Origin of the sequence: Streptacidiphilus sp. MAP12-33 (genome assembly GCF_041261265.1) — a bacterium.
GTDB lineage: Bacteria > Actinomycetota > Actinomycetes > Streptomycetales > Streptomycetaceae > Streptacidiphilus.
Window position 1 is genome coordinate 204,034 of record NZ_JBGCCA010000007.1, and the last position, 15,512, is coordinate 219,545.

At 73.3% G+C, this 15,512-nt stretch carries 15 protein-coding genes and 1 riboswitch; of the genes, 7 read left to right on the forward strand and 8 right to left on the reverse strand.

Annotation, left to right across the window (positions count from 1 at the left end; translation table 11 throughout):
• Positions 1 to 32 precede the first annotated feature (32 nt).
• Together ABH931_RS10175 and ABH931_RS10180 are read left to right on the forward strand one after the other, a co-directional pair.
• Positions 33 to 983, forward strand: a complete 951-nt coding sequence (locus tag ABH931_RS10175) for a cytochrome c oxidase assembly protein (protein ID WP_370112023.1) — start codon at positions 33 to 35, stop codon at positions 981 to 983.
• A 125-nt stretch (positions 984 to 1,108) separates the two neighbouring features.
• Positions 1,109 to 1,336, forward strand: a complete 228-nt coding sequence (locus ABH931_RS10180; protein WP_370112003.1) for a hypothetical protein — start codon at positions 1,109 to 1,111, stop codon at positions 1,334 to 1,336.
• 53 nt (positions 1,337 to 1,389) lie between these two features.
• Here ABH931_RS10180 and ABH931_RS10185 read toward each other — a convergent pair whose 3' ends face one another.
• Together ABH931_RS10185 and ABH931_RS10190 are read right to left on the reverse strand one after the other, a co-directional pair.
• Complete coding sequence (locus tag ABH931_RS10185) at positions 1,390 to 1,614, reverse strand: hypothetical protein (protein ID WP_370112004.1); 225 nt, start codon at positions 1,612 to 1,614, stop codon at positions 1,390 to 1,392.
• 30 nt (positions 1,615 to 1,644) lie between these two features.
• Positions 1,645 to 2,364: a TetR/AcrR family transcriptional regulator gene (locus ABH931_RS10190; protein WP_370112005.1), complete on the reverse strand. Its 720-nt coding sequence runs from the start codon at positions 2,362 to 2,364 to the stop codon at positions 1,645 to 1,647.
• Between the two features lie 89 nt (positions 2,365 to 2,453).
• Here ABH931_RS10190 and ABH931_RS10195 point away from each other — a divergent pair, with 89 nt between their 5' ends.
• Positions 2,454 to 3,905 (forward strand): MFS transporter, encoded by a 1,452-nt coding sequence (locus ABH931_RS10195; protein WP_370112006.1) that lies wholly within the window; start codon positions 2,454 to 2,456, stop codon positions 3,903 to 3,905.
• Between the two features lie 321 nt (positions 3,906 to 4,226).
• Here the strand turns inward: ABH931_RS10195 and ABH931_RS10200 are convergent, their stop codons facing one another.
• The 3 genes from ABH931_RS10200 to ABH931_RS10210 are packed head-to-tail and all read right to left on the reverse strand — an operon-like array spanning position 4,227 to position 7,545.
• Positions 4,227 to 5,489 (reverse strand): MFS transporter, encoded by a 1,263-nt coding sequence (locus ABH931_RS10200; protein WP_370112007.1) that lies wholly within the window; start codon positions 5,487 to 5,489, stop codon positions 4,227 to 4,229.
• 51 nt (positions 5,490 to 5,540) lie between these two features.
• The gene (locus ABH931_RS10205; protein WP_370112008.1) at positions 5,541 to 6,182 is read right to left on the reverse strand and encodes a hypothetical protein; all 642 of its coding nucleotides are present in this window, start codon (positions 6,180 to 6,182) and stop codon (positions 5,541 to 5,543) included.
• On the reverse strand, positions 6,172 to 7,545 hold the full coding sequence (locus ABH931_RS10210; protein WP_370112009.1) for an SAM-dependent methyltransferase: 1,374 nt from the start codon (positions 7,543 to 7,545) through the stop codon (positions 6,172 to 6,174). The genes ABH931_RS10205 and ABH931_RS10210 overlap by 11 nt, the downstream gene beginning before the upstream one ends.
• A 356-nt stretch (positions 7,546 to 7,901) precedes the next feature.
• Positions 7,902 to 8,073, forward strand: a riboswitch (cyclic di-AMP (ydaO/yuaA leader).
• A 148-nt stretch (positions 8,074 to 8,221) separates the two neighbouring features.
• On the opposite strand from ABH931_RS10210, the gene ABH931_RS10215 reads away from it, so the two are divergent.
• The gene (locus ABH931_RS10215) at positions 8,222 to 8,689 is read left to right on the forward strand and encodes a C40 family peptidase (protein WP_370112010.1); all 468 of its coding nucleotides are present in this window, start codon (positions 8,222 to 8,224) and stop codon (positions 8,687 to 8,689) included.
• Here ABH931_RS10215 and ABH931_RS10220 read toward each other — a convergent pair.
• Positions 8,682 to 9,128 (reverse strand): MarR family winged helix-turn-helix transcriptional regulator, encoded by a 447-nt coding sequence (locus ABH931_RS10220; RefSeq protein ID WP_370112011.1) that lies wholly within the window; start codon positions 9,126 to 9,128, stop codon positions 8,682 to 8,684. The genes ABH931_RS10215 and ABH931_RS10220 overlap by 8 nt on opposite strands.
• An 86-nt stretch (positions 9,129 to 9,214) precedes the next feature.
• Here ABH931_RS10220 and ABH931_RS10225 point away from each other — a divergent pair, with 86 nt between their 5' ends.
• Positions 9,215 to 10,126: an LLM class flavin-dependent oxidoreductase gene (locus tag ABH931_RS10225; protein ID WP_370112012.1), complete on the forward strand. Its 912-nt coding sequence runs from the start codon at positions 9,215 to 9,217 to the stop codon at positions 10,124 to 10,126.
• Positions 10,127 to 10,379: 253 nt separating this feature from the next.
• Here ABH931_RS10225 and ABH931_RS10230 read toward each other — a convergent pair whose 3' ends face one another.
• Positions 10,380 to 11,531 (reverse strand): 8-amino-7-oxononanoate synthase, encoded by a 1,152-nt coding sequence (locus tag ABH931_RS10230; protein ID WP_370112013.1) that lies wholly within the window; start codon positions 11,529 to 11,531, stop codon positions 10,380 to 10,382.
• Positions 11,532 to 11,842: 311 nt separating this feature from the next.
• Positions 11,843 to 12,571, reverse strand: coding sequence for a hypothetical protein (locus ABH931_RS10235; protein WP_370112014.1), 729 nt, complete (start codon positions 12,569 to 12,571; stop codon positions 11,843 to 11,845).
• 196 nt (positions 12,572 to 12,767) lie between these two features.
• Between ABH931_RS10235 and bioB the strand changes: the two genes are divergently transcribed.
• Both bioB and ABH931_RS10245 read left to right on the forward strand, forming a co-directional pair.
• Complete coding sequence (gene bioB / locus ABH931_RS10240) at positions 12,768 to 13,832, forward strand: biotin synthase BioB (protein WP_370112015.1); 1,065 nt, start codon at positions 12,768 to 12,770, stop codon at positions 13,830 to 13,832.
• 38 nt (positions 13,833 to 13,870) lie between these two features.
• On the forward strand, positions 13,871 to 15,163 hold the full coding sequence (locus ABH931_RS10245; RefSeq protein ID WP_370112024.1) for an adenosylmethionine--8-amino-7-oxononanoate transaminase: 1,293 nt from the start codon (positions 13,871 to 13,873) through the stop codon (positions 15,161 to 15,163).
• The last annotated feature ends 349 nt before the right edge of the window (positions 15,164 to 15,512 follow it).

The window sequence follows — 15,512 nt, forward strand, 5'->3', positions numbered from 1 at the left end:
CGACCAGAGGAAGCAGGACCGCCATGGGCGACATGCCGGGGATGGGCCACGAGCTCGCGCCCTTCACCTTCGGCCGTGCGCTCGCGTTCCACCCCTCCGCCGACTGGGCGTTCCTCGCGCTCGCCGTCGTCCTGCTGGCGGGATACCTCACCGGGTGCGTCAGGCTCTGGCGGCGCGGCGACAAGTGGCCCGTCGGCCGCCTGATCGCCTGGCTGCTGGGCCTGGCCACCATGGTGATGGTGACCTGCACCGGGCTGGCGCAGTACGGGATGGTGCTGCTCAGCGCCCACATGATGCAGCACATGATCCTTTCGATGCTGACGCCGATCCTGCTGCTGCTCGGCGCACCGATCACGCTGTCACTGCGGGCGCTGCGCCCGGCCGGCAAGGGCAAGCGGGGGCCGCGCGAGCTGCTGGTCGCGCTGCTGCACTCGCGCTACGTGAAGGTGATCTCGCACCCGGCGTTCACCATCCCGCTCTTCATCGGGAGCCTCTACGGGCTCTACTTCACTCCCCTGTTCGACTTCCTGATGAAGTCCGAGTGGGGGCACTTCGCGATGATGGTGCACTTCCTCGCCGTCGGCCTGGCCTTCTTCTGGCCGATCATGGGCGTGGACCCGGGACCGCACCGCCCCGGCTACGTGATGCGGATGCTGGAGCTGTTCATGGGGATGCCGTTCCACGCCTTCTTCGGCGTGGCGGTCATGATGGCCTCGGGTCTGCTGGTGAACACCTTCGCGCATCCGCCGGCCTCGCTCGGCGTCAACCCGCTCACCGACCAGCACCTGGCCGGCGGGCTCGCCTGGGGGTTCAGCGAGATCCCGACGGCCGTGGTGCTGATCGCTCTGACCTTCCAGTGGGCCAAGTCCGAGGAGCGCATCTCGCGACGCAAGGACCGCGTCGCCGACCGCAACGGCGACCAGGAGCTGGAGGCGTACAACGCCTACCTGGCCCGCCTCGGCCGCCAGGGCTCCGCGGGCTGACCCGGCGGAGCCCTGGGCCCTCACGGCCCCTCACGACCCCTTGTGACCGCATACCCGCGATGGCGTGATGGCGTGATGGCGGACGGTCCGTCACGGGGGCGGGCCGCGAACAAGGGGGAACCACCATGCCCGGTGGAGTGACCGGCGGAGCCGTCACGTTCGTCGCCGCCGCAGCCATCGCCGCGGGCGCACTGGCCGTGCCGGCCGGCGTAGCCCACGCCGCGGACAGCGGCAACGTCGTCTACCCGCAGCCGTCCCAGTCCGCCACCGACACCACCCAGTGGGGCCCGGCCTACGACGTCGCCGGCACCGACACCGGCGTCGTTCCGGCGGACTTCGCCGACGCCCTGTAAGGCGTCACCGGTGGGGCGGCCCGAGCCGGCCGCCCCACCGCAGCGTGCGGCGGTCAGCCGCTGATCATGCTCTCGTAGGGGACCTGGCGCAGGTAGAGCGCACCGCAGGTGTGGCAGACCGGTTCCTTGGTGTGCGACCAGGCCGAGTCGTGTTCCATCGGGGCGGCGGCGTCGAGGTCGTGGCCGCACAGCGCGGTCAGGGCGCCGTCCTTCATCATGTGCCAGGTCTTGACCGACCCGTCGCGGCCGAGCTCCGCACGCATTCCATAGACGTTCATGGACGAACCTCCTTCGCACCAGCATGCGCCTCAGTCGAAGGTGCGGCCAGCCTGGGCGACCAGCCCGTCGAGCAGCAGGTCGAGGCCGAACTCGAAGCGCTCGTCGCCGACGTTGCGGGTGAGCGGCCCCGCCATCGCCACGATCAGCGGGTAGCGCTCAGCCGGGAGTGATCCGAAGAAGCCACGGATGCCGTCCAGGTACGGCTGCGCCGACCCCGCCCCGCGCGGCTCGCCCGGCCTGGTGCGCGAGCTCTCCTCCACCGCGGTCGCCACCATGTAGAGGCTGATCACGTCCACGCCGTAGGCACAGACCTGCTCCGGCAGCCCTCCGGCCCGCAGCAGCGCCAGCATGATCTCCGCGGAGTCGAGCGCGGCGGGCGAGGTGGGGATGTTCTGCTCCATCGCGGCCCGCGCGAGATCGCCGTGGGCGACGAGGTTGTCCCGCGCCTGCCGCAGGAAGTCCTTGGCCTGCTCGCGCCAGCGTGCCGGGTCCGGCACCGGGCGGTCGAGGTCCGCATAGACGCGGTCGAGCAGCAGCGAGAGCAGTTCGTCCTTGTTGGCGACGTGCGCGTACAGCGAGGCGGCGCCGGTCCCGAGCTCCTGTGCGACGCGGCGCATGTTCAGCGCGTCCAGCCCCTCCGTGTCGACCACCTTGAGGGCGGTCTCGACGATCAGCTCACGGCTGAGCGTGCGCTTCTTGCGCTTGGGCTCCGTGCCGAAGGAGCCGGGCCAGGTGGGCGCGGAGGTCATGGCCACCACCCTACTTGACACGAACGCTGTTCGTACGTAGAACAGTGTTCGTCATTGCGAACAACGTTCGCCCCATGAAGGAGCCCCCCATGTCCGCCACCACGGTCCGCGCGGATCCCGAACCCGCCGTCGGCGGTCATCCCCTGCGGCGGCTCGCGCTGGCCGCGATCCTGCTCGCGGAGATCATGGATCTGCTCGACACCACCGTCGTCAACGTCGCCGCGCCGACCATCAGGAGGGCCCTCGGGGGCGGCGACAGCCAGATCCAGTGGGTCAGCGCCGCCTACACGCTCGCCTTCGCCATGCTGCTGATCACCGGCGCCCGGCTCGGCGACCTCGTCGGCCGCAAGCGGATGTTCCTGCTCGGCACGCTCGGCTTCACCCTCTGCTCCGCGCTCTGCGCGGCCTCCGGCAGTGCGGGGATGCTGATCGGCGCCCGCGCCTGCCAGGGCGCCTTCGCCGCACTGGTCATCCCGCAGGGCCTCGGCATCATCCGGGCCGTCTTCCCGGCCGAGGAGATGGGCCAGGCCTTCGGGGCCTTCGGCCCCGTCCTCGGGCTCTCCTCCGTGCTCGGCCCGACCCTGGGCGGACTGCTGGTCGGCTCCGACCTGTGGGGCACCGGCTGGCGCATGATCTTCCTGATCAACCTGCCGGTCGGCCTCGCCGCCGCCCTCCTCGGCGCCCGCGTCATCCCCGCCGATCCCGGCACCGCGGGCGCCCGGCGCCTCGACCTGCCCGGCGTCGCGGTGCTCAGCGCCGCCATGGTGCTGCTGGTCTACCCGCTCATCCAGGGCCGCGAACTCGGCTGGCCGGCCTGGACCTTCGCCTCCATGGCGCTCTCGCTCCCGCTCTTCGCCGGCTTCGCCGCCCTCCAGCGCCGCCGCGCCGCGACCGACCGCGCACCGCTGGTCGAACCAAGCCTCTTCCGCGGCCGGGCCTTCCGCTCCGCCATCGTCGTCGTCGCGCTGTTCTCGGCCGGGATGTCCGGGCTGATGCTGACCTTCACTCTGACGCTCCAGCTCGGCGCGCAGTGGACGCCGCTGCACGCGGGTCTGACCTTCATCCCGATGTCGCTGGGCATCGTCGCCGGAGCGGTCGCCAGCGGCGCGGTCCTCGGCGCGCGGTTCGGCCGCCGGATCATCCACGCGGGCGCGGTCGTCATGGCCCTCGGCGTGCTGGCCCTGTGGGCGACCCTCGCGCACTGGGGTCTCGCCGTCACCACCTGGGAGCTGCTCCCCGCCCTGCTGGTCAGCGGCGCCGGCATGGGCCTGCTGATGGGCCCGCTGTTCGACATCGCCCTCGCGGGCGTCTCCGAGGAGGAGTCCGGCTCCGCCTCGGGCGTGCTGAACGCCCTGCAGCAGCTCGGCGGCTCGATCGGTGTCGCGGCGCTCGGCACCGCGTTCCTCTCCTGGGCGCCGACCCACGGCCCGGTCACGGCGGCGGGCTGGACCCTCGCCGCGACGGCGGCCGTCCTCGCGCTGGTCGGTCTGGCCGCCTTCGCGCTGCCGCGCATGCCGCGCGCGGAGCGGCAGCAGCACTGACCGGCCCCGGCCGCCGGCAACGGCGGGGCGGGGCCGGGTGGTGCCCGGCGGTGGATCCGGACGGCGGCGACGGCTAGGCCGCGCGGGGCCGGGCGGTGGATCCGAACGCCGGCAACGGCGGGGCGGTGCCGGGTGGTGCCCGGCGATAGATCCGGACGGCGGCGACGGCTAGGCCGCGCGGGGCCGGGCGGTGGATCCGAACGCCGGCAACGGCGGGGCGGGGCCGGGTGGTGCCCGGCGATAGATCCGAACGGCGGCAACGGCTAGGCCGCGCGGTGCCCGGCGGTGGATCCGAACGGCGGGCAAGCCCGAGCGGCGGGCTCAGGCGGCGGTCGGCACCGGCTCTACCGCTTCCGCCTGGCGCAGGGCCGCGCGGCGCGGCAGCAGCAGCGGGGTGGCCAGCATCAGCACGCCCGCGAGCGCGATGACCGCGCGCGGGCCGATGGCGGCGGCCAGCAGGCCCCCGAGGCCCGTCAGCAGCGCGACCGAGCCCTTGGTGCCGACCGACCAGGCGGAGAGGGTGCGGGCGACGCGGTCCGTCGGGGTCTGCTCCAGCCGGGTGGTGGCGAAGACCGGGTTGTAGACGGCGGAGCAGGTGATCAGGCCGAACTCGACCACCATGACCAGCGCCAGCCCCGCCACCCCGGGCCCGACGAAGGCCAGGCCGAGGCTCCAGCAGACCCGCAGCACGCCCGAGGTCCACAGCACGGGCGTGCGCCCGTAGCGGGCGACGAGCGGGCGGGCCAGCCGGGAGCCCAGCAGGCCGCCGAGGCAAGGCAGGGCGAAGGCGAGCGCGTACTGCCACGGCGCGAACCCGAGCCGGCCCAGCATCAGGACCGCGAGCAGCGGCAAGCTGGCCATGATCAGGCCGTTGACGAGCAGGTTGTTGAAGAACAGCGGCCGCAGCGTGCGGTGGCCGAGGATGAACCGCCAGCCGGCGAGCAGGTCGCCGCGGGACATGCCCCGGGTGGCTCGCTCCGAGCGGTGCTCGGGCTCGGGCGAGGCCGTGCGCATCGCGCTGATCCCGAGGGCGGAGAGCAGGTAGCTGAGGGCGTCCGCCAGGAGGGTGACCACCGGGCCGAACATCCCGATCATCGCGCCGCCGAGCGGCGGCCCGATCACGGACGAGGTCCACATCGTCGACTCGAAGCGGGCGCTGGCGCGCAGCAGGTCCTCGCGGGGCAGCAGCGACTTCAGGCAGGCGCCGCTGGCCGCGTTGAAGGTGATGTCGGCCGCGCCGACGACCACCTGCGCGAACAGCAGCTGGGCGAAGCTCAGCACGCCGAGCACGTAGGCGAGCGGCAGGCTCACCAGCACCACGAAGCGCAGCAGGTCCATCCCGACCATCACCGGCCGCTTGCGCCGGAACTCCACCCACGGGCCCAGCGGCAGCGCGAGGGCCGCGCCGACGGCGGGGCCGGCGGCGGCGAGCAGCGAGACCTCGATCGGGCCGACGTGCAGTGCCCGGATCGCCACGATCGGGAACGCCTCGAAGGCGAGCCACGTCCCGAGCGTGCTGACCGCGTACGCGGTCCACAGCCATCCGAATGCCCGCCCCAGTGATCCGCCCGTGCCGCTCGCCATAACGCAGCACTATGCCAGGCGGGTCCGACAGCGGACGCGCCCGGCCGTGCCCTACGCCCCGGTCGCGGCGTCACCTCCGCGCCCGCTCGGGTGGGGCCAGTCCGGTGGCGGCACCAGTTGGCCGTGGTGGACGGTGAAGCCGAGTTCCCGCAGGTAGGGCCGGGCCTGTTCGAGCAGTGAGAGCACCCGGAAACAGGTGCGGAAGCACAGCGCCGCCAGCGGCAGCTCCACCAGCAGGGCCATCACCAGCGCCTCGACGAAGTCCCGGGTCGTCGAGGCGAGCATCACGTCGAACCACGCGTCGGTGACCAGCAGCGCGCCCGCGACCGCCGTCACGATGGCGCTGCGCGGCGACAGCCGCAGTATCCGGACCGCGCAGGCGGTGAAGACGATGATCAGCAACGCGTCGAAGCCGCCCCAGGCGACGTCCCAGTGCGCGGCGCGCTCACGGCCGGGGAGGGTGAGGAAGAGCAGGATCGTCCACGGCACCAGGATCACGGCCGAGCAGAAGTAGAGCAGCGCCAGCCGGGGCCGCACCACGCGCTCGCTGTGGTCCAGGGCAGGGGTGAGGAAGGGCGGCGGCTGCAGGAAGCGCGGCAGCCGGCCCTCCCAGTGCTCCCAGCGTCCTGCCGCCCCGATCGCACGACCGCTCGCGGGGCCGCTCGCAGGGCCGCTCGCAGGGTCAGTCCGCATGGTTCGGCTCCTGCCGGTTCGGCACGTAGCCGAGGTCGACCGCCTTCGCGGGCGGGCCGTCGCGCCGCAGGTCGGCGAGGAGGGAGACCAGCTGCGGCGGCCACAGCACCTCCTCGACCTCGGCGAGTTCGGCGGGTGTGAACCAACGGCAGTCGAGGATGCCGTCCGCCGCGAAGGAGGCGGTCAGGTCGCCGACCGGGTCGCGGCGCGGCGCGGACGCCAGGAAGATCACCTCGTGCTGACGGACCAGGCCCACGTCGCCGCGGTGGTAGTCGTGCTCCCAGCGCCACAGCTCCGGACCGGTGACGACGTCGGTCCAGCCGGTCTCCTCGACGGTCTCGCGCAGCGCTCCCGCGAGGGGGTCCTCGCCCTCGTCGAGGCCGCCGCCCGGCAGGACCCAGTGCGGGCCGACCTCCGCGTCGTGGTGGCGTTGCAGGAAGACCGCGCCTTCGGGGTCCAGCACCAGCAGCCGCGCGGCGGGGCGGCGGGGGCGCTCGCCGAGCGCGGGACGCTCCGCGAGCAGGAAGCCGTAGTCGTCGCTGACGCGGTCGGCGCCGTAGCGGTCGCGCAGTTCGGCCTCGCCGGTCTCGTGGACGAGCCAGCCGTGGTGGCGCAGCCACTGCGCGTGGTTGCGGCGCAGCCCTCCGCGCCACAGTCGGGTGGCCCCGGCCATGGCCGGGTCCCGCACGGCCAGTTCGCGGGTGCGGCGCAGCGAGCCGTCGCGGACCAGGGAGAGCCGGCTGCCGGGGGCGGAGAGGTTGCCGATCCGTTCCAGCAGGGCGGCCGCGTCCGCCGCCTCCAGGTAGACGAGCAGGCCCTCGACCAGCCAGGCGGTCGGCTGCCCGGGGTCGAACCCGGCGGCGCGCAGCGGCGTCGCCCAGTCCTCGCGCAGATCGACCGTCACGACCTGGCGCTCGACCCGGGGGTGGGCCCCGACGTCGGCGAGGACCCCCTCCTTGAACGCGACCATCTCCGGCAGGTCGAGCTCGAAGAGCGTGACGCCATCGGGCCAGTCGAGGCGGAAGGCCCGGGAGTCGAGCCCGGCGGCGAGCAGGACCACCTGGGTGCAGCCGGCGTCCGGGGCGACCGCCTCGCGCAGGTAGTCGTCGAACCAGGCGGTGCGCAGCACCAGATGGGCGGACATGGCCTGCCACGCCTCGGTCCGCTCGCGGCCGGACGTGCGGAGCTCGCGCGGCCCGCCCTCGTCCACGGCGGCGGCGCGCAGGAACGCGGCGGCGTAGGGGTCGTCGAAGAGTCGGTCCGGGCGGGCACTCTCCGCCGCGCGGGCCAGCGCGACGCCGAGGGCGGTGCGGTCGACCCCCTGCGGCGTGGCGGCGCTCCCGGTGTCTCGATCATCAGTCACGCGCCCAATCTAGGCGCCTGGCCGCACCCGCCGGAAGGGGATTCGGAACCAGCCACTTGGGGGCCACTAAACGGCGTGGGCCGACCGGGTGAAGGATCTCCTCCGATTTCTGCATTTACGCAGGTCATTACCTATTCCCGCGAGGAGAAATCGATTTCTGGAATCCGTTTGCCGTTACTCCGGACGCAGCAGGAATTGCGACCCAAACGTCGCGTGACAAGAATCACAATGGCCTGGCGGAACGTGAAGACGGCATAAAAACGTGCCAATACTGTCCGCCGAACGAACAAAGTCCTCGCCACCGTGGCGGGGCGGTCCGGCCGGACGCCTAGTCTCGCCACCGGTCGGACGCCAGGTGCTCACACACACCTGACAGGCGAGAACGGGAGACCCAGGCAGGACGGCACGGCGTCAGGGAAACGCCGAGCCTTGGGGTGAAGCCGCAAAGCACGTGTCGTGCGCGGCCGGGCAGCTTCTGGAGCCCGAACCCGACAGGGACGACTTTCGTAGGCGGTTCCGGAAGGGCTTCCGCATGTCCGCGTCCCATGATTCCGCGCGTCACCATGCCCTGAACCAGATCCAGAACCACCCCCAAGGGCAGCCCGGGCACCAGAACGGGCCCGGCCGCGGCCGGCACGCTCGACGCCCGCAGAGCGGCGTCAATCGGCTCCTCGGCGTGAACGACGGCTCCACCGGCCGGCGCCTGAAGGCGGGGCTCACCACCCTCGCCGCCACCGGCGCCCTCCTCGGCGGCACGGCCGTCGCGGCCCCCTCGGCCGACGCGAGCGCGCTCACCATAGGGCAGAAGGCCCTCAGGATCGCCCAGTCCAAGCACGGCGACCCCTACCGCTGGGGCGCGACCGGCCCCAACTCGTTCGACTGCTCCGGTCTGACCTACTACGCGTTCAAGCGCGCCGGCCACCGCCTGCCGCGCACGGCGCAGGACCAGTACAACCACGTCCAGCACATCTCGTTCCGTCAACTGCGGCCGGGCGACCTGGTCTTCTTCCACTACGGCTCGTACGTCTACCACGTCGGCATCTACGCCGGTCACTGGGAGATCTGGCACGCGCCGCACTCCGGCAGCTACGTGAAGCTGGAGCACATCTGGACCGACTCGGTCTGGTTCGGCCGGGTCAACTGAGCAGCAGCGCCAGCAGGCGCGCGAGCGCGTCCGGATCCTCGCCCGCCTCCGCCACCGGGGCGAGGAACCCGCGCTCGACCTCGTGGCGGACGGCCTCGGCGCGAGCCAGCAGGTCCGCGCCGGGCCCGGTCACGTGGAGCGCGTTGCGACGGCGGTCGTGGGGGCTGCGACGTCGCTCGACCAGCCCCTTGGCCTCCAGCGCGTCGGCCAGGGCCACCATCGTGGTCCGGTCGACGCCGAGGGCGGCGGCCGCCTCCGCCTGCGACAACGGCTCCCCCGCCGCCCCCGCGGCCAACACCGCGAGAACGGCCAGCTCGCGCCCGTCGATCCCGAGCGGCGCGAGCGCGCGGGCACTGGCCTCGGCGAAGCGGAGCTGGGTGTGCTTGAGCAGGTAGCCGAGCCGGGCCTGGAGGGCGCCCGGCGTCACGTCGTCGGTCATGCCCGCATGGTAGTCGACGATCCTGATAGTCAGGAGAGCTGATGATCGGCTAGCCTGACGGTGTTGCCCGAGGGAAGGACACCGCCATGGCACTGAGCTTCGGCGTCAAGACCACACCCATGCGCGTCGGCTACGACGAGATCCTGCGTGTCTGGCAGGAGGCCGACGAGACCCCCGAGATCCAGGACGCCTGGCTCTGGGACCACCTGATGCCCGTCGCCGGGCCCCCGGACGGCACCATCCTCGAGGGCTGGACGTTGCTCAGCGCGCTGGCCGCGCGGACGCGACGCCTGCGGCTCGGGCTGCTGGTCACCAGCAACCGCATCCGGCCACCCGCCGTCCTGGGCAAGATGGCCGCGACGGTGGACGTCATCTCCGGCGGACGGCTCGTCCTGGGCCTCGGCGTCGGCGGCACCCACCAGCCGCCTGGCGCGGGCGGCGTCGCCGGGCCCAACCCCGCGGAGGCCGAGTACGCCGCCTACGGCCTCTCGCTGGTCTCCCCCGGCGAGGGCCTGGCCCGCCTGGAGGAGACGATCGCGATCCTGCGCGCGATGTGGAGCGAGAAGGTCTTCGACTTCGCCGGCCCGTTCACCACCCTCACCGACCATCGCAACGAGCCCAAGCCGGTCCAGCCGGGCGGCCCGCCGCTGCTGATCGGCGGCTGGGGCGACCGGACCCTGCGCCTGGTGGCCGAGCACGCCGACATCTGGAACATCCCGGGCCCACCGCACAACCGTGTCGAGTACCTGGCGGAGCGCGCCCGCGTCCTCGACGCGCGCTGCGCGGCGATCGGCCGCGACCCGCGCACGCTCACCCGGTCGGTGCAGTACATCGTCGACTACGCCGACCCGGCGGGCGACCGGGCGACGCTGGCGCGGCTGGTGGAGCTCGGCTTCACGCATCTGGTGCTGAGCCTGCGCGCTCCCTACCCGCCCGGGGTGGTGCGGTGGCTGGTCAACGAGATCATCAGGCCACTTCGGCAGGAGGTCGCACCGTGACGGGCGCGGGGCTCTGCTCGATCGGCCGCGCGCGCGAGAAACCACCCGGGGCGGACGGCCCCGCGCATTGAGAACCACCCGCGTGCAGGTGGCCTGCCGCGCACGCAGCCGATCGAGCAGAACCTCGCGCCCCCAACGGGGTGCCGTCTCGGCGATCAGCTGGACCGCCCAGGCGATCTGCCCGCGCATTGAGGACCACCCGCGTGCAGGTGGCCTGCCGCGCACGCAGCCGATCGAGCAGAGCCTTGCGCCCCTAACGGGGTGCCGTCTCGGCGATCAGCTGGACCGCCCAGGCGATCTGGGTGTCCGTCAGGTCCGCGCGAGCGGTGAGGCGGAGGCGGCTGAAGCGGTCGGGGACAGACGGCGGGCGGAAGCAGCCGACGCCGAGGCCCCGGGCGCGCAGCTCCGTCGCCCAGGCCAGCGCCGCCTCCGGCGAGGGAGCGCGGACGCCCACCACCGCCGCGTCCGGCACGCTCGCCGGAAGGCCCTCCGCCAGGAGACCCGCGGAGAGCGCGTGCGCGACCTCCCGCGCACGCTCCGCGCGCGCGGGCTCGGCGCGGAGCACGCGGAGAGCGCCCAGCGCCGCGCCCGCCGCGGCCGGCGCGAGGCCGGTGTCGAAGATGAAGGTGCGGGCCGCCTGCACCAGGTGCTCGATCACCCGCCGCGGGCCCAGCACCGCGCCGCCCTGCGAGGCGAGGGACTTGGACAGGGTCACCGTGGTGACCACGTCCGGCGCCCCGGCCAGGCCTGCCGCCGCCGTCGCGCCCGCGCCGCCGGGGCCGAGGACGCCGAGGCCGTGCGCGTCGTCGACGACCAGCGCCGCACCGTGGTCACGGCAGACCGCCGCGAGCTCGGCCAGCGGCGCCGCGTCGCCGTCGACGGAGAAGACGGTGTCACTGACGGCGATCGCCCGCTCCTCGCCACGCGTCGCCAGCTCGGCGCGGAACGCGCCGGGATCACGGTGCGCGGCGCGCGCCACCCGGGCGCGGGAGAGGCGGCAGCCGTCGATCAGCGAGGCGTGGTTGAGCGCGTCGGAGACGATCAGCGCGCCGGGGCCGGTCAGCGCCGTGAGGGCGGCGAGGTTCGCGGTGTAGCCGGAGGAGAAGACCAGCGCGGCCTCCACGCCGCAGAACTCGGCGAGCTCGCGCTCCAGTTCGGCGTGCAGCTCGGTGGTGCCGGTGACCAGGCGCGAGCCGGTCGACCCACCGCCCCACGTCAGCGCCGCGTCCCCCGCGGCCCGGGTGACGCGGGGGTCGTGGGTGAGGCCCAGGTAGTCGTTGCTCGCCAGGTCCAGCACGTCGCCGACCGCGGGACGCGGACGCAGGGTCCGCACCAACCCGGCGCTACGGCGCTGCTCGGCGGCGGCGTCGATCCAGGCGAAGGGGTCTGCGACGGCGATGCTCATGTGCCGACCCTTTCAGCTCGGCCCCGGCGTGGACAACTCGCCGCGCATGCGACATCGATCACCCCGGGCAGGAGGGGTGGAAACGGACTCAGCCGCTGCAGGCGCCACGCTGGGCCTGCTGCCACGCGCAGCGCGGGCACTGCGGAAGTCCAGCGGTGTCCGCCGCGTACTCGGTCGGCCCGCCGCACCGCACACAGGCAGCGACCGGCTCGCCCGGCCGCGCCGGACGGCAGTCGGCCTCCGTCCCCAGAGCCGGGGCCGCAGCCGGAGCAGCAGCCGGGCAGTAGCCATCGGCGTCGGAGCCGACCGGCTCACTCATCCCACAGCACCGTGTCGCCGACCTGCGCCGACAGCGTGAACTGCGCCGCGTTCAGCGGGCCGGGCTGCGTCTGCGCGGCGCCGGTCGCGGCGGCCGCCTGGACGACGGTGACGAAACGGCCGACCTGCTCGACCCGCTGCTGCTCCGTGCTCGACAGCGGCGTGACGGACGGCAGTTCGTTGCCGGGCTGGCGGAAGTCCGCGTAGAGCGTGTTCTGGCCCGCGCCGCTGAACATCGGCTTGGCCTGGCGCGCGGTCGCCGCGTCGGGGTAGCCGAAGACCGTGACCGAGGCCACGACGCTGTGGTCCGCGCTCACGTAGGACGCCGTCACATAGCCCTGGCAGGAGGTGGTGACTCCCGACGGCGAGTTCGGAGCGAGGACGTCCGCGCAGTTCGTGGACGAGCCGAGGGCGTAGCGGGTGGCCTGGAAGGCGTTCGGGTTGCCGGGGCCCGCGGGGATCTCGACCGTGGCCGGGAGCAGCGAGGCGGACTCGGGCAGGGTCGACGGCGCCGCCGACGCGTTGTCGCCGCCCGCGGGGGCGGCGAAGCTGTCCTGGGAGATGCTGCTGCCGCCGGCGTTCGCGGCGCCGCCGTCGCCACCGGTGTAGTGGACCTCCATCCACGTGGCGACCGCCGCGGACACGGCGAGCACGCCGAGCAGCGCGAGGGCGCGCGTGCGGCGGGGCCGTTGGTCCGGGGCCGGCTCACCCCTGTGGGTCATGCAGCAGAGTGTAGGGGGCAAACACCCGTCCGAACGAGTGGGGGTGAGACCCCGACAAGCCCCGGCCACCCGTCACGACCAGGGACGATTGGCATCGGAACTGGTTGATCCAGGACAACACACCCAGCTGTGTGTGAGATGTTCTATGCACTTCCGCTATGGCGGCGCTCGATCCCCGCAAGGCAGGATCGCCTTCATGGATCTGCTCGACACACTCGTCTCCAAGGCGCTCGACCGCGAACTTCCCACGCGTGAAGAGGCCCTCGCCGTCCTTGCCACCACGGACGACGAGCTTCTCGACGTCGTCGCCGCCGCCGGCCGGGTGCGCCGTGCCTTCTTCGGTCGCCGCGTCAAGCTGAACTACCTCGTCAACCTCAAGAGCGGCCTCTGCCCGGAGGACTGCTCCTACTGCTCGCAGCGACTCGGCTCCAAGGCCGAGATCCTGAAGTACACCTGGCTGAAGCCGGACCAGGCCGCCGCCGCGGCCAAGGCCGGGGTCGCCGGTGGCGCCAAGCGGGTCTGCCTGGTGGCGAGCGGGCGCGGCCCGACGGACAAGGACGTGGACCGGGTCACCGACACCATCGCGGCGATCAAGGAGGAGAACGAGCAGGTCGAGATCTGCGCGTGCCTGGGCCTGCTCTCCGACGGCCAGGCCGAGCGCCTGCGTGACGCGGGCGTGCACGCCTACAACCACAACCTGAACACGTCCGAGGCGACGTACGACGACATCTGCTCCACCCACGACTTCTCCGACCGCGTCGACACCGTGCAGAAGGCGCAGGGCGCCGGCCTGTCCGCCTGCTCCGGTCTGATCGCGGGCATGGGCGAGAGCGACAACGACCTGGTCGATGTCGTCTTCGCGCTGCGCGAGCTGGGCTCGGACTCGGTGCCGGTCAACTTCCTGATCCCGTTCGAGGGCACGCCGCTGGCGAAGGAGTGGAACCTCACCCCGCAGCGGTGCCTGCGCATCCTGGCGATGGTCCGGTTCTGCTTCCCGGACATGGAGGTCCGCATCGCGGGCGGGCGCGAGGTGCACCTGCGCTCGCTCCAGCCGCTGGCGCTCCACATCGCCAACTCGATCTTCCTCGGCGACTACCTCACCAGTGAGGGCCAGGCCGGTCAGGCCGACCTGGAGATGATCGCCGACGCGGGCTTCGTGGTGGAGGGCTCCGACGAGGCGACCCTGCCGCGCGACCGCGAGCACGCCGACGTCGCCGTGCGGCGTCGCGGCGCGGGCACCGACCTGCCGCCGAACGCGTGACCTCGTTCCCTGCCTCCGGCGCTGCCTCTGCCGAGCCGATGGACGTCGACCGGTTGCTGGAGCTCGACCGCGCCCACGTCTGGCACCCCTACGGGGCCATGCCGGGCGCGGCCGAGCCCTACCCCGTCGCCTCGGCGAGCGGGGTCCGGCTGCGGCTGGCCCGGCCCGTCGAGGGCCGGGACGAGCTGATCGACGGCATGTCCTCGTGGTGGTCCGCGATCCACGGCTACGGGCACCCGGTACTGGACGAGGCGGTGCGCGACCAGCTCGGCCGGATGAGCCACGTCATGTTCGGCGGGCTCACCCACGAGCCCGCCGTGCGCCTGGCCGCCCGGCTGGTGGAGCTGACGCCGGAGCCGCTGCAGCACGTGTTCCTCGCGGACTCGGGCTCGGTCTCGGTCGAGGTCGCGGCCAAGATGTGCCTGCAGTACTGGCGTTCGCAGGGCCGCCCGGAGAAGCACCGGCTGCTGACCTGGCGCGGCGGCTACCACGGCGACACCTTCCACCCCATGTCGGTGTGCGACCCCGAGGGCGGGATGCACCAGCTGTGGGCGGGCGTGCTGCCGCGTCAGATCTTCGCGGACGCACCGCCGGACGGCTTCGACGCTCCGCTGGACCCTGCGTACGTGGCGCACCTGGACGAGCTGCTGGCCCGCCACGCGGCGGAGGCGGCGGCCGTGATCGTCGAGCCGGTCGTGCAGGGCGCGGGCGGCATGCGCTTCCACTCCCCCGCGTACCTGCGGGCGCTCCGGGAGCTGTGCGACGCGCACGACGTGCTGCTGGTCTTCGACGAGATCGCCACCGGCTTCGGGCGCACGGGCGCGCTGTTCGCGGCGGACCACGCGGGCGTCGCACCGGACGTGATGTGCGTCGGCAAGGCGCTGACGGGCGGTTACCTGACGCTCGCGGCGGCGCTGTGCACGACGCGGGTCGCGGAGGGCATCAGCCGCGGCGACGTCCCCGTGCTGGCGCACGGGCCGACGTTCATGGGCAACCCGCTGGCGACGGCCGTGGCCAACGCCTCGCTGGACCTGCTGCTGTCGCAGGACTGGCAGCAGGAGGTCAAGCGGATCGGCGCGGGCCTCGACGCGGGCCTCGCCCCCGCGCGCGCCCTGCCGGGCGTCCGGGACGTACGGGTACTCGGCGCGATCGGCGTCGTCCAACTCGACCACGACGTGGACATGCGCGCGGCGACGTCCGCTGCCGCCCACGAGGGCGTCTGGCTCCGGCCGTTCCGCGACCTCGTCTACACCATGCCGCCCTACGTCACCTCCGACGCCGACCTCACCACCCTCTGCGCGGGCGTCCGCGCAGCAGCGGCCGCGGGCTGAGCCCTGGTGCGCGGAGCGCACCGCTCCGCGCACCAGGACCAGCCAACGCCAGCGCCCCCGACCGCCCGCCGCCGAAGCCACCCCGGCCGGAGGCCCGCCAAAGGCCGCACGGCCCGACGGCGGGACCAACCCGGGCCGGAAGCCCGGCGACGGTCAACCGGCCCACCAGCCGGGCCAGCCGACGCCAGGGCCGAACAGCTCAAGCCCGAACCTCCCGGCCGAAGGCCCGCCAGGCCGAACAGCCCAAGCCCGAACCTCCCGGCCCAAGGCCCGCCAGGCCGAACAGCCCAAGCCCGACCCTCCCGGCCCAAGGCCCGCCAGGCCGAACAGCCCAAGCCCGACCCTCCCG

Excerpts from the sequence above, each read along its gene's own strand:
- ABH931_RS10175 (WP_370112023.1), top strand. The coding sequence starts at position 33 with ATGCCGGGGATGGGCCACGAGCTCGCGCCCTTCACCTTCGGCCGTGCG.
- ABH931_RS10180 (WP_370112003.1), top strand. The coding sequence starts at position 1,109 with ATGCCCGGTGGAGTGACCGGCGGAGCCGTCACGTTCGTCGCCGCCGCA.
- ABH931_RS10185 (WP_370112004.1), bottom strand. The coding sequence starts at position 1,614 with ATGAACGTCTATGGAATGCGTGCGGAGCTCGGCCGCGACGGGTCGGTC.
- ABH931_RS10190 (WP_370112005.1), bottom strand. The coding sequence starts at position 2,364 with ATGACCTCCGCGCCCACCTGGCCCGGCTCCTTCGGCACGGAGCCCAAG.
- ABH931_RS10195 (WP_370112006.1), top strand. The coding sequence starts at position 2,454 with ATGTCCGCCACCACGGTCCGCGCGGATCCCGAACCCGCCGTCGGCGGT.
- ABH931_RS10200 (WP_370112007.1), bottom strand. The coding sequence starts at position 5,489 with ATGGCGAGCGGCACGGGCGGATCACTGGGGCGGGCATTCGGATGGCTG.
- ABH931_RS10205 (WP_370112008.1), bottom strand. The coding sequence starts at position 6,182 with ATGCGGACTGACCCTGCGAGCGGCCCTGCGAGCGGCCCCGCGAGCGGT.
- ABH931_RS10220 (WP_370112011.1), bottom strand. The coding sequence starts at position 9,128 with ATGACCGACGACGTGACGCCGGGCGCCCTCCAGGCCCGGCTCGGCTAC.
- ABH931_RS10225 (WP_370112012.1), top strand. The coding sequence starts at position 9,215 with ATGGCACTGAGCTTCGGCGTCAAGACCACACCCATGCGCGTCGGCTAC.
- ABH931_RS10230 (WP_370112013.1), bottom strand. The coding sequence starts at position 11,531 with ATGAGCATCGCCGTCGCAGACCCCTTCGCCTGGATCGACGCCGCCGCC.
- ABH931_RS10235 (WP_370112014.1), bottom strand. The coding sequence starts at position 12,571 with ATGACCCACAGGGGTGAGCCGGCCCCGGACCAACGGCCCCGCCGCACG.
- bioB (WP_370112015.1), top strand. The coding sequence starts at position 12,768 with ATGGATCTGCTCGACACACTCGTCTCCAAGGCGCTCGACCGCGAACTT.
- ABH931_RS10245 (WP_370112024.1), top strand. The coding sequence starts at position 13,871 with ATGGACGTCGACCGGTTGCTGGAGCTCGACCGCGCCCACGTCTGGCAC.